The following is an 11,455-nucleotide window of genomic DNA, read 5'->3' as shown; positions in this document are numbered from 1 at the left end:
CGCGCTGGGTTCAGAACGGTTGGATTAAGCCGGCTCTGGTTACAGCCGGCGGCCAAGCCCGGTTCGACCTGGACGACATCAAAGAACAACTGCGTCAACGGCAGTTGCAGCAAGAGCACTAGAAGCAACCCCACCCCCGCATTCCGGGGCACACCGGTGGCCGAGGGCCCACTCTTTCAGGTTCAACCGGACACATGTGTCGCATCCGCGCCGTGCGGTTCGACAAGACACACCTTCGACGGATTTCCCGCATCGAGTGCGAGTTCCGTCCTGAGGATCGTTCTCATGAACGACCCCGAAGCGGTCAGTCCATGCCCCTGAGCACTTCACAGAGGACTTCAAAACAACCACGGAAGCTTTTGCAGAGGACATCGTTGCCTCACAACACCATGAGTTGTCTAGTTGTCTGATACGATGAGACGAAGGTAGCGTGTGAGACAACAGTGAAGCAAGATGCGACACTCCTTTGGTCAGCTCTAGTCAATGCGGCGCGAGGTATGGAATGTCTGCAGCAGCGAAGTATCAGGAGATTGCGAGCTCGCTGCGCGAGCGGATTGACAGTGGAGAGTGATTGGTAGGCGACCAGCTACCCACTGAGCAAGAGCTCTGTGCGGAATTTCAGGTGTCACGCACTACTGTTCGACAGGCTATTGCTGACCTTCGAGATGCCGGTCTCGTGGACGTCCGGCACGGGGTGGGCGCATTCGTAGCTCCGCCTCGAGTGGTGAAACGACTCGACAGCCGAGAACGGCTGTCCAAGGCGCGGCGGAAGCGAAACGAGGCCGCCTTCTTGGCCGAAGCCAAGGAACAAGGCTTCACTCCGTCCAGCAGTGTCCGGGTCTGGTTCGAGCCAGCTCAGGCTTACGCAGAGATCTTCGGCATCGAGGAGAGCGCTGAGGTCTGCGTTCGAGACCGAGTCATGCGGGCTGACGGCAAGCCGGTGATGCTGGCGACGTCCCGGCTCCCTCGCGCCATCACCCGGGACACCCAACTTGAACAGGCGGATACGGGTCCTGGAGGAGCCCACGCCAGGCTTGAGGACCTTGGTTACGAGCTGACTTACCACGAGGAGATCGTTGGCGCGAAGATGCCCAACTCACGAGAACGGCAGCTGCTGGACGTCAGCGGGCCTGTGCTGACCGTGCAACGACGCACCTACAGCCACGATCGAGTGGTGGAAGTCAACGACATGGTGATGCCGGCGATGTCCTACGAGCTGCGTTATGGCTGGCAGGCCGACTAGCACTGGCTTGACAAACCAGGTGGAGTAGCCGGTCTTCCCACCTTCGAAGTGTTCGACACTTGAAATTGGCGGCCTTCGGGCCGCCTTTTCTTTTGCCGCGGAGAAGGCGATGTCCTCGCGAGAAATGTTCGAAGTCCTGCACTCGCGCGGACGGCGCGAAGATGGTGAGCCTCGCCACTCAACCCGTTGAGTTCTGCCCCCGAAGGGAAACCAACTAATGAACCGTCCGACTCCGACCGAACTCCGCGCGGGATTTCTCCGCGCGAATGCGGAAGGAACCATCGAGGAGCTCCACGGCGGTGTTCGGTTCTCCGTTCTCGAATGCGGTCATGCACACCGGGGCACTGCTGAGAAATATCCGCAGAGCCTTCGGCGTTGCCAGCAGAGGACTGCACCCACGCGCGGTGTGATCTCCGACCAACTCCCGTGACGTCTTGGGCGTTCACGGCGATGGAGAGGGTGACGGCAGTTCGGACGGCCTGATTGGGATGAGCACTTCCTGGGGGGTTGCTCGCGCAGTTTTTCGATCGGACTGCGAACGCAGTCGTGCCAATGCGGTTGTTCAAGATGTTCAAGAAAGGTGAATTCGTGGAACCGGGTATAGCGGCGCTTCAACAGGCAAGTCGGGATGTGGCACACGCTCGCGTCGAACAAGCTCTTGCGCTTCGGGCAGCGATTGCTCGAATTGCATCGCAGTGCACGCACAAGCTGACGCACTTCTTCACCGCAACCGCGAAGATCTGATCGACGCCGCGCTTCATCGCGAAACCGTGCCGCGGTCGCTAGAAGACCATCACTTCCATCGGATTTGTTCGGGCAATCACCCCTGACGGAGAAGCAACGCTGATTTGAGCGGCGCAACCGGTAGCTCGAGGGCGAGGCGGCAAAGCCCTCGGGCTGCCGGCTCGCCCTCGATTCCAGCCTCCCGAACCAGCAGCTCGCATTCCGGAGCGTATCGATCATGTAACCGAGAGCTACTATGCCGGAAACAGATGCGCGGTGTCCTGTCCGTGGTCCCAGTCGACGACACGGGAGGGCACATGAGCACGATCTACGACAAGATCGGCGGCCGACCCGCATTGGAAGCGGTGGTCCCCGCCTTCTACGACAAGGTGCTGGCCGATGCCGAGTTGGCGCCGTTCTTCGCCGGGACGAACATGTCCCGCCTGATCGGTCGCCAGGTCGAGTTCTTCGCCGCGGCGATGGGCGGGCCGGAGCCGTACCGGGGGCCGTCGATGCGGCAGGTCCACCAGGGCCGCGGCATCCGGCAGCGCCACTTCGACCTGGTGGCCGAGCACCTGGCCGAGACGCTGCGAGAAGCGGGCGTCGCCGAGGAGGCGGTGGGGGAGGTCCTGGCCGTGATCTCGCCGTTGTCCAGCGAGATCGTCTCCGAGGAGCAGGAGCAGGTGGCGAGCTGACCCACGTCCTCCAGCGGCACTCGCGGGCGCGGGGCGGTCGGTGTCGGGCGGGCACAGGTCCGGGTTCGGCACCGGCTCGCCCCACGACCGCTGCAGCAGTCGGCCACCGGAACCGGTGGCTGCGCACCAGGGTGGGTTTCCGCTGCCGCGGTCACCGGCGCGGAGCTGGGCGCCCGTCGCTTTCGCACGACGCCCGGTCGCCCATCGCGCAGCCGGCTCAATCCCGAGCGCTCACCGGGGACCGCAGGTCCAGCCACATGATGCGAAGACCGACCTCCCCCAGCACGGGATGGCGGAACGCCCCCGGGGCCACCCCGAGGGTGACGAACCCGAGGCTCTCGTAGAGGCGGATCGCAGCGGTGTTGGTGTCGACGACGGCGTTGAACTGGATCGCCGCGAAACCGCTGCGGCTGGCCCAATCGATCATGTCGGTGGTGAGGGCCCGCCCACCCCCCTGCCCCGGGCCTGCCGCGCGACCATCAGGCTGCCGGAGGCGATGTGGCTTCCGGGGCCGGGCCGGTTGGGGTACATGTTCGCGGTGCCGAGCACCCGCTCATCCCCGTCGACGGCCACGACCACCCGGGCCGGCGCGGGCAGCAGCCACAGCTGCTTGGCCTCCGCCTCGCTCATGCCGGGGTCGTAGGCGAACGTCTGCTGCTCGGTGATGACGTCGTGGATGATCGGCCAGATCTGCGGCCAGTGGTCCTCGCGCGCTTCGCGGAGCGCGACGGTGCGGTGCGGATCAGCCATGCAATCCCCCAAGTGGTCACCGGCGGCGGGTTCGCCGACCTCCCGCATCCTGGTCGGCACGGGGTGCGCACCGCCACTGGAATTCCGCGCCACCCGGCTTCGCTCGCCAGATCGGCTCGGCACCCGTCCCTGGATCGCTGGGGCGACCGAGCAGGGCGCACGACCGCCGGAAAAAGCCTGGCCAGGCGGTCGTGTGAGGATCGGAGCGTGATACCTGAGCTGTCGAATGATCGAATCGACCGGTTGCGCGACGCCTTCTTGGCCGCCGGCTACGACGCCGACGGGGTCCTGCGGGCGCTCGGCCCGCAAGCGCACGCGGCGCTGGGCCGCAACGAGCCCGTGCCGGCGCTGCGCGCCACTCGCGATGCCGGCCCGCTGGGCACGCTGATCCGGCTGTTCCTGCTCGGCCAGGCGGAGGACTCGCGAGCGGTGGCCCGGGCGTTGCACCCACTTCCGATCGAGGAGGCGCTCACCGCCGGTCTGCTCGTTCCCAGCGGTGACGAGCTGCGCGCCGGGTTGGACGTCCGGCCGCACGGCGTGGGCGACGAGTCGTGGTGGGTGATCTCCGACCTGGATTCGGACTTGAGCGGCCAGCCGGTGCGCCAGGACCACGTGCTGGGCGTGGGACAGGCCACGCTGAGCCTGGTGCGCGCCACACCCCGGCGCCAGGTCGGTTCCCTGCTGGACCTCGGCACCGGGTGCGGGGTGCAGGCGCTGCACGCCAGCACGCACGCGCAGCGGATCACCGGCACTGATGTGTCGGAGCGCGCGCTGGCGCTGGCGGCGGCCACCTTCCGGCTCAACCAGCTCGACGTGGAGCTGCTCGAGGGCGAGTGGTTCGCCCCGGTGCGCAACCGGCGGTTCGACATGGTGGTGTGCAACCCGCCGTTCGTGGTCGGGCCGGCGCGCACCGACTTCGTCTACCGGGACTCGGGAATGGCCGGGGACGACGCGAGCGCCCTGGTGATCCGCCAGCTCCCGGCCTTCCTGGAACCAGGAGGCACCGGCCACCTGCTGGCCTCGTGGGTGCACCGGGAAGGCGAGGACTGGGCGGACCGGGTCACCAGCTGGCTGCCTCCGGCCGGTGTAGACGCCTGGTTCGTCCAGCGGGACGTCGCCGAGCCCGCTCTCTACGTGGGCACGTGGCTGCGGGACGCCGGCATCGATCCGCGCTCGCCGCAGGGCGTGAAGCTGGCCGGGGAATGGTTGGACTGGTTCGAGGCCAACGAGGTCACCGGGGTCGGTTTCGGGTTCGTCACCTTGCGGCGCACCGACAACGAGCAGAACGAGGTCGTCTGCGAGGACTTGACGCACGCGTTCGACGACCCGCTGGGGCCGGAGGCGGACGAGTGGCTCAAGCGGGTGAGCTGGCTGCGGGAGCACGGCACCGCGGAGGCCTTGTTGGACAGCACGCTGGTCACCGCGGACAGCACCGTGCTGGAGGAGGTGTCCTCCCCCGGTGAGGAGGGGTGGGAGCCCGTGGTGCGCCGGCTGCACCGCACCGACGGACCGGGTTGGCAGCACGAGATCGACGAACTGGGCGTGCGCCTGCTGGCCGGCTGCCGGGGCAGCCTGCCGTTGCGGGACGTCATCGGGCTCCTCTCCCTCGGTCTCGGAGAGGACGAAGAGGAACTGGGCCGAGCAGCTGTGCCGGTGGTTCGAGAACTGGTGCGGCACGGAATGCTGCTGCCGGCGGATTGGGTGGAAAACAAATAATGAGAGCAGTTGTCACACGAGTAACTCGCGCCTCGGTAACTGTCGACGGCGTCGTGGTCGGCAAGATTGACGAACCCGGGCTGTTGGTGCTGTTGGGAGTTACCCATTCCGACGGTCCGGAACAGGCGGCGAAAATGGCCCGGAAGCTTCACGAAATCCGGGCTTTGCGGGACGAAGAATCATGCGCTACCACCGGAGCGCCCCTGTTGGTCGTCAGCCAGTTCACGCTCTACGGTTCCACCCGCAAAGGTCGTCGTCCGTCGTGGTCCGAAGCAGCGCGCCCCGAGCAGGCCGAGCCGCTGGTGGACGCGGTCGTCACCGAGCTGCGGGAGCGCGGCGCCCGGGTGGAGACCGGCGTCTTCGGCGCGATGATGGCGGTGGAGAGCGTCAACGACGGCCCATTCACTCTTTTGGTGGAAACTTAAATGTAACGCCGCCTCTAAGGAATTTCTCAGGTTTAGCGGCGGCGGCCAAATGTGACCGTCATGACTCCCGCAAAGCGGCGGATCCGGGAACGAAATCGGCCGGCCATCCGTTTCCCAGGTAACGAAGCTTCGCTGGTGTGCCCGGATGGCCGGCCACACCGACAAATTCACGTACGCAACGCAGGTGCGCACCACCGAGCGTACGCGTATTCAGCACCTCGTGAAGAAGCGAAGGTGTGAATTTGCGCCCGCTAGCCACCCCGCCAGGGAGGGAGTTCATGACCGTCCCGCAGACCACGAACCCGGATGTCGCTGTTACCGAGGTGGAGCAGCAGGAAGGCCAAGGTCCATCGGCCGACCTGGTCCGCGTCTACCTCAACGGCATCGGGCGCACCCCTCTGCTCTCCGCCAACGAAGAGGTGGAGCTCGCCAAGCGCATCGAAGCCGGCGTCTACGCCAAGCACCTGCTGGAGACCAGTGACGACCTGTCACCGGAACGCCGGGCCGACCTCAAGGCGGTGGCCCGTGACGGCAAGCTGGCCAAGAACCACCTGATGGAAGCCAACCTCCGCCTCGTGGTCAGCTTGGCCAAGCGATACACCGGGCGTGGGATGCCGCTGCTGGACCTCATCCAAGAGGGCAACCTCGGCCTGATCCGCGCGGTGGAGAAGTTCGACTACACCAAGGGCTTCAAGTTCTCCACCTACGCCACCTGGTGGATCCGGCAGGCGATCACGCGGGGAATGGCCGACCAGAGCCGCACCATCCGGCTCCCCGTGCACCTGGTGGAGCAGGTCAACAAGCTCTCCCGGATCAAGCGCGACCTGCACCAGAAGCTCGGTCGCGAAGCCACCGAGGAGGAGCTGGCGGAAGAAGCCGGCATGCCGGTGGAGAAGGTCATCGACCTGCTGGACCGCTCGCGGGACCCGGTCAGCCTGGACATGCCGGTGGGCTCCGAGGAAGACGCGCCGCTCGGTGACTTCATCGAGGACGAGGAATCCGCTGACGCGGAGAACGCCGTCATCTCCGGTTTCCTCCAGGACGACCTGCGGCGGGTCCTCTCCACCCTGGAAGAGCGCGAGCAAGCGGTGATCCGCATGCGCTACGGCTTGGACGACGGCCAGCCGCGGACCCTCGACCAGATCGGCAAGGCGTTCGGCCTGTCCCGGGAACGGGTCCGGCAGATCGAGCGCGAAGTGATGGCGAAGCTGCGCCAGGGCGAGCGCGCTGACAAGCTCCGCGCCTACGCCAGCTGAGCGGGCAGCTGGATCCCCTGGCGAGCGGATTGACCACAGCCCGTGAGGGCAGCAACATCACTGGTGCACCCATGACCAGGCTGCGCGGCGGCCAGTGCCGTCGCCTTCCCGGGGAGGCCGGAACCGTGAACGAACGGGTCCGGCCTCTCTTTTTCGCTCATTCGGTGAACCGCTGGCGCCAGGCGCGCAGTTCGTCCTCCGAAACACCGTGGCTGCGCAACCAGCCCGCCGCGCCGTCCGGGAATTCCGCGAACCGGTCCAGAACCCGGCGAATGGCCTGGAACGGTGTCGCCACCAACCCGCTGACCGCCTCCGGGTCAACACCGGGCGTCATGTCCACGGCCACGTCGAGCCGCCGCAGCACTCCCAGCATGTTCTCGCTGGTCCGCTGGTAGTCGGCGATGATCTCGTCCTCCGGCACCCCCACCGCGCTCAACAGCATGGCGGAGACGACCCCGGTGCGGTCCTTGCCCGCCGCGCAGTGCACCAGCACCGGGCCGTCGCTGTTGAGCACCGTCCGGAACGCCTCGACCAGCTTCTTGGCAGCACCGTTGAGGATCCCGAGGTAGAGCCGGGTGAGTTCGTGGTCGCCGCTGTCCTCCCCCGCGACGTCGGCCTCCCGGACGTCTTCCAACAGCGGCAGCCGGCACACCGTCGTCACCTTTGACAGCGGGTGATCTTCACCACCGAGCTCCACCGGCTCGCGCAGGTCGATCACGGTGTGCGGCGGCCACTGCGCCACGCCTTCCGGAGCCCGGTCCCCCGCCTTGGGGGCGTCGCTGCGGAACACCACGCCGGCCCGGGTCCGCCGCCCCTCTCCAGCTGGCAACCCGCCCAGGTCGCGGATGTTGACCAGAGATCTCAACGCGCTGCTCTCCTGGTTCGACAACGATCCTCCTCACCCGCCCGCCGGCACCGCCAACAGCCAAGCCTCCGATCGTCCAGCCTCCCAGCTGAGCGGCCGGGATGCTAGCTCTGAACCGGGGCCCGCCGGCAAGTAAATGCTCACAACCAGTGATCTCGGCAGGCCCGGATGAGCTAGCGTCTGCGCGTACCCGAACGCGCGCAAAGGAGCCGCGAGTGACCACCACGTTTGATTACACCGAGGTGCTCCCCCTCGGCCCCGACAACACCGAATACCGCTTCCTCACCGACGAGGGCATCCGCGTCGTCGAGGCCGCCGGGCGGCGTTTCCTCGAGATCGAGCCGAGCACGCTCAGCTACCTGGCGACCGAGGCGATCAAGGACATCCAGCACCTGCTGCGACCGTCCCACCTGGCGCAGCTGCGCTCGATCATCGACGACCCGGAAGCCAGCCCGAACGACCGCTTCGTCGCCACCGACCTGCTGCGCAACGCCTGCGTGGCCGCCGGTGGCGTGCTGCCGATGTGCCAGGACACCGGCACCGCCATCGTCATCGGCAAGCGGACCGAGACGGTGCTCACCGGCGGCGATGACGAGAGAATGCTGGCCCGGGGCATCTTCGACGCCTACCAGAACCTCAACCTGCGCTATTCCCAGATGGCACCGCTCAACTTCTGGGAGGAGCGCAACACCGGGACGAACCTGCCCGCCCAGATCGAGCTCTACAACGCCGCGGGCACCGACCCGCACTACGAGTTCCTGTTCATGGCCAAGGGCGGGGGCAGCGCGAACAAGACCTTCCTGTACCAGGAGACCAAGGCGCTGCTGAACCCGACGCGGCTCGGCAGGTTCTTGGAGGAGAAGCTCCGCTCGCTGGGCACCGCGGCCTGCCCGCCCTACCACTTGGCGGTGGTCGTCGGCGGCATGTCCGCGGAGTACAACCTCAAGGTGGCCAAACTGGCTTCCGCCCGCTACTTGGACGAACTGCCGCGGGAGGGGTCGCCTTCCGGGCACGCGCTGCGGGACACCGAGATGGAAGCCCAGATCCTGGAGATGACCCGCCAGTTCGGCATCGGCGCCCAGTTCGGCGGCAAGTACTTCTGCCACGACGTGCGGGTGATCCGACTGCCCCGGCACGGGGCCTCGCTCCCCGTGGGGATCGCGGTCTCCTGCTCGGCGGACCGGCAGGCCAAGGCCAAGATCACTCCGGAAGGCGTGTTCCTGGAGCAGCTCGAACGCGACCCAGCCAAGTACCTGCCGGACGTGTCGGAGAACCAGCTGTCCGATGAGGTCGTCCACATCGACCTCAACCGCCCGATGGACGAGATCCGGGCCGAGCTCTCCAAGCTCCCGGTCAAGACCCGGGTGTCGCTGACCGGACCGCTCGTGGTGGCGCGGGACATCGCCCACGCCAAGATCGCCGAGCGGCTCGAGGCCGGCGAACCGATGCCGGAGTACATGCGCAACCACCCGGTGTACTACGCCGGGCCGGCCAAGACGCCGGAGGGGTACGCCTCCGGCTCGTTCGGACCGACCACCGCCGGCCGGATGGACTCCTACGTGGAGCAGTTCCAAGCCGCGGGCGGTTCGATGGTGATGCTGGCCAAGGGGAACCGGTCAGCCAAGGTGACGGAGTCCTGCAAGAAGCACGGTGGCTTCTACCTCGGTTCCATCGGCGGCCCGGCGGCGCGGCTCGCCCAGGACTGCATCCGCAAGGTGGAGGTCCTGGAATATCCGGAGCTGGGGATGGAAGCCGTGTGGCGCATCGAGGTCGAGAACTTCCCGGCGTTCGTCGTGATCGACGACAAGGGCAACGACTTCTTCGCCGAAACTTCCCAACCTGTGCTGCAGATCTCGTTCGCTCGCTGAGCACCGTGTTGCTCCCGCATGTGGGGCATCTCATGCGGGAGCAACACTCCCCCTTGGCCAGTGCAGATCAGCGCGGCACCTTCACGTCCTTCTCCTCCAGGACCACCTTCCGATCTTCCAGCGGCTGGCTCAGTTGGACCGCGACCGGCGGGTAGCGCAGGTCCATGGTGCAGATCCCGGGCGGTTCCGGGGTTTCCTCCACCAGGATCACTTTGACGTGATCCGCCGTCTGCTCCGCGACTTCCGCGTGCACCTTGCTGCATCCGCCCTCCTGCCCAGTGGCGACGATCGCCATTCCGCCGTCCTGGGTCCAGACCTGCCTGGGGTAGTCTTCGGGGAGAGCAGAAGCGTCAACCGCCTCCGCAGGCACCTGAACGCGCTCGTGCTCCGGTTTGGGCTCCACCGGACCCGGCTGTGGCGCAGGAGGCTGTCCACCGAACCCGATGTCCTCGGCCGGTTGTTGTCCGCATGCGGCCAACCCGAGCACCAGTGCTGCTATGCCGAGTGTGCTGTGTAACCGTCTCATGCCCTCTGGACGGAGCTGGGGCTGGAACAGGTTGCGTCGGTTCCGGCACTTCCTGTTCCGCCTTTCCCACATCGCAGGACGGCTCGCCTGGCAGACGACGGCGTGATTTGCTCGAGACGAGAGCCCATGTACTGGAGAAAGTGATGGCAACCACTGCATCGACAGCGACCAAGCCTGCAGATGCGCCTGAGGCACCAGGACAGCCCCAGCTCGTCCCGCTCGGGTTGGGAATCGTCGGGGCCGTCGCGCTGGTTGTCGCCACCGGTGCGGTAGCCGGCGCGAAACTCGCAGCCCTGGCCGCCCTGGGGCTGGCCCTCGGACTGACGCTGTTCCACTCCCGATTCGGTTTCACCTCGGTGTGGCGGCAGCTGGTCTCGGTTGGACAGACTTCCGGCCTGAAGGCCCACCTGCTGATGGTGGCCGCCGCGTCGATCCTGTTCGCCCCGATCTTGGCCGGTGGCTTCTCCTTCTTCGGCGAACGTCCCGAAGGGTACGTCGAGCCGCTCGGCCTGGGCCTGGTGGTCGGTGCCGTGATGTTCGGAATCGGCATGCAGCTGGGCGGAGCTTGCGCGTCCGGGACGCTGTTCTCCGTCGGCGGCGGCAACACGCTGTTGGTGGTGACGCTGCTCTCCTTCATCACCGGCTCGGTGCTGGGCGCGCTGCACCTCCCCTTCTGGAGCTCGGACGCGCTGACCGTGGGCTCGTTCTCCCTCGCCGAAGACACCGGCCTGGGGTATGCCGGGGCGCTCGTCGTGCAGCTGGCCGTGCTGGGGCTGATCGCGTGGGCGGCCACCCGCTGGGCTCGCCGGCACCAGGCTCCTCCGGCTGGCCGGCCGCCGTCGGAACGCGGCTGGCGGCGGATCTTCCGCGGCTCGTGGCCGCTGTGGGTGGGGGCCGTCCTGCTCGCGGTGCTCAACGCCCTGGTGCTGCTGACCCGGGGCACCCCGTGGGGCATCACTTCGGCGTTCGTGCTGTGGGGCTCGAAGGTCCTGCAGGCCGCCGGCGTGGACGTGAGCAGCTGGCAGTACTGGCAGGGCGAGAAGGCGGCCGCGCTCAGCCAGTCGGTGCTGGCCGACTCCACTTCGGTGCTCAACTTCGGCATCATGGTCGGAGCCCTGGTGGCTTCCGCGGCGTCCGGGGCGTTCGTGCTGGTCAAGCGCCTTCCCGCGAAGGCGGTGCTGGCCGCGGTGATCGGTGGTCTGCTGATGGGCTACGGCGCCCGGCTGGCCTACGGCTGCAACATCGGAGCCTACTTCTCCGGCATCGCCTCGTTCTCGCTGCACGGTTGGGCGTGGGGCGTGCTGGCGCTCGTGGGCACTTGGATCGGTCTGAAGCTGCGCCCGCTGTTCGGGCTGTCGGTGCCCAAACCGAGCGACTCGGTGTGCTGA

12 protein-coding genes and 1 pseudogene are annotated in these 11,455 nt (G+C 66.9%); 9 read left to right on the top strand and 4 right to left on the bottom strand.

Translation table 11 applies throughout. From position 1 onward, the window contains the following. Window positions 1-571: 571 nt before the first annotated feature. The 4 genes and pseudogenes from SREC43747_RS22135 to SREC43747_RS0102820 all read left to right on the top strand — a co-directional run. A pseudogene (locus SREC43747_RS22135) lies at window positions 572-697 on the top strand (GntR family transcriptional regulator); the annotation flags it as partial. 93 nt (window positions 698-790) lie between these two features. After that, window positions 791-1,243 carry a UTRA domain-containing protein gene (locus SREC43747_RS21815; protein ID WP_236622996.1) on the top strand — a complete coding sequence of 151 codons (453 nt, stop codon included), beginning with the start codon at window positions 791-793 and terminating at the stop codon, window positions 1,241-1,243. Between the two features lie 552 nt (window positions 1,244-1,795). Continuing rightward, on the top strand, window positions 1,796-1,987 hold the full coding sequence (locus SREC43747_RS20465) for a hypothetical protein (RefSeq protein ID WP_152528298.1): 192 nt from the start codon (window positions 1,796-1,798) through the stop codon (window positions 1,985-1,987). A gap of 296 nt (window positions 1,988-2,283) precedes the next feature. Then, window positions 2,284-2,661, top strand: a complete 378-nt coding sequence (locus SREC43747_RS0102820) for a group I truncated hemoglobin (protein ID WP_029719642.1) — start codon at window positions 2,284-2,286, stop codon at window positions 2,659-2,661. A 217-nt stretch (window positions 2,662-2,878) separates the two neighbouring features. On the opposite strand, the gene SREC43747_RS21810 is transcribed toward SREC43747_RS0102820, so the two are convergent. Further along, window positions 2,879-3,088, bottom strand: a complete 210-nt coding sequence (locus SREC43747_RS21810) for a GNAT family N-acetyltransferase (protein ID WP_236622995.1) — start codon at window positions 3,086-3,088, stop codon at window positions 2,879-2,881. Further along, a complete protein-coding gene (locus tag SREC43747_RS21805) occupies window positions 3,085-3,471 on the bottom strand; it encodes a GNAT family N-acetyltransferase (RefSeq protein WP_236622994.1) in 387 nt (128 codons plus the stop codon). Before SREC43747_RS21805 ends, SREC43747_RS21810 begins: the two co-directional genes overlap by 4 nt. Window positions 3,472-3,618: 147 nt before the next feature. On the opposite strand from SREC43747_RS21805, the gene SREC43747_RS0102810 reads away from it, so the two are divergent. From SREC43747_RS0102810 to SREC43747_RS0102800, 3 genes are all read left to right on the top strand, one after another. After that, window positions 3,619-5,127 carry a DUF7782 domain-containing protein gene (locus tag SREC43747_RS0102810; RefSeq protein WP_029719641.1) on the top strand — a complete coding sequence of 503 codons (1,509 nt, stop codon included), beginning with the start codon at window positions 3,619-3,621 and terminating at the stop codon, window positions 5,125-5,127. After that, entirely contained in the window at window positions 5,127-5,552 is a 426-nt protein-coding gene (gene dtd / locus SREC43747_RS0102805; protein WP_029719640.1) for a D-aminoacyl-tRNA deacylase, read from the top strand. The genes SREC43747_RS0102810 and dtd overlap by 1 nt, the downstream gene beginning before the upstream one ends. 278 nt (window positions 5,553-5,830) lie before the next feature. Continuing rightward, window positions 5,831-6,808, top strand: coding sequence for a sigma-70 family RNA polymerase sigma factor (locus SREC43747_RS0102800; protein WP_029719639.1), 978 nt, complete (start codon window positions 5,831-5,833; stop codon window positions 6,806-6,808). A 157-nt stretch (window positions 6,809-6,965) separates the two neighbouring features. On the opposite strand, the gene SREC43747_RS0102795 is transcribed toward SREC43747_RS0102800, so the two are convergent. Beyond that, on the bottom strand, window positions 6,966-7,697 hold the full coding sequence (locus SREC43747_RS0102795; RefSeq protein WP_029719638.1) for a tyrosine-protein phosphatase: 732 nt from the start codon (window positions 7,695-7,697) through the stop codon (window positions 6,966-6,968). A gap of 191 nt (window positions 7,698-7,888) precedes the next feature. On the opposite strand from SREC43747_RS0102795, the gene SREC43747_RS0102790 reads away from it, so the two are divergent. Further along, entirely contained in the window at window positions 7,889-9,541 is a 1,653-nt protein-coding gene (locus tag SREC43747_RS0102790) for a fumarate hydratase (RefSeq protein WP_029719637.1), read from the top strand. Between the two features lie 67 nt (window positions 9,542-9,608). On the opposite strand, the gene SREC43747_RS0102785 is transcribed toward SREC43747_RS0102790, so the two are convergent. Further along, window positions 9,609-9,836 (bottom strand): hypothetical protein, encoded by a 228-nt coding sequence (locus SREC43747_RS0102785; protein ID WP_236622993.1) that lies wholly within the window; start codon window positions 9,834-9,836, stop codon window positions 9,609-9,611. A gap of 374 nt (window positions 9,837-10,210) precedes the next feature. On the opposite strand from SREC43747_RS0102785, the gene SREC43747_RS20910 reads away from it, so the two are divergent. Continuing rightward, window positions 10,211-11,455 (top strand): YeeE/YedE family protein, encoded by a 1,245-nt coding sequence (locus SREC43747_RS20910; RefSeq protein ID WP_029719635.1) that lies wholly within the window; start codon window positions 10,211-10,213, stop codon window positions 11,453-11,455.

The organism is Saccharopolyspora rectivirgula DSM 43747 (assembly GCF_000497205.1).
GTDB classification, from domain to species: domain Bacteria; phylum Actinomycetota; class Actinomycetes; order Mycobacteriales; family Pseudonocardiaceae; genus Saccharopolyspora; species Saccharopolyspora rectivirgula.
The sequence above is the reverse complement of the archived record's forward strand: the minus strand, read 5'-3'. Positions and strand labels throughout refer to the sequence as shown.

Bases quoted from the DNA above. Each gene is read 5' to 3' on its own strand.
- SREC43747_RS20465 (WP_152528298.1), top strand. From the start codon at position 1,796: ATGCGGTTGTTCAAGATGTTCAAGAAAGGTGAATTCGTGGAACCGGGT.
- SREC43747_RS0102785 (WP_236622993.1), bottom strand. From the start codon at position 9,836: ATGGCGATCGTCGCCACTGGGCAGGAGGGCGGATGCAGCAAGGTGCAC.
- SREC43747_RS0102800 (WP_029719639.1), top strand. From the start codon at position 5,831: ATGACCGTCCCGCAGACCACGAACCCGGATGTCGCTGTTACCGAGGTG.
- SREC43747_RS0102820 (WP_029719642.1), top strand. From the start codon at position 2,284: ATGAGCACGATCTACGACAAGATCGGCGGCCGACCCGCATTGGAAGCG.
- SREC43747_RS21810 (WP_236622995.1), bottom strand. From the start codon at position 3,088: ATGATCGATTGGGCCAGCCGCAGCGGTTTCGCGGCGATCCAGTTCAAC.
- dtd (WP_029719640.1), top strand. From the start codon at position 5,127: ATGAGAGCAGTTGTCACACGAGTAACTCGCGCCTCGGTAACTGTCGAC.
- SREC43747_RS20910 (WP_029719635.1), top strand. From the start codon at position 10,211: ATGGCAACCACTGCATCGACAGCGACCAAGCCTGCAGATGCGCCTGAG.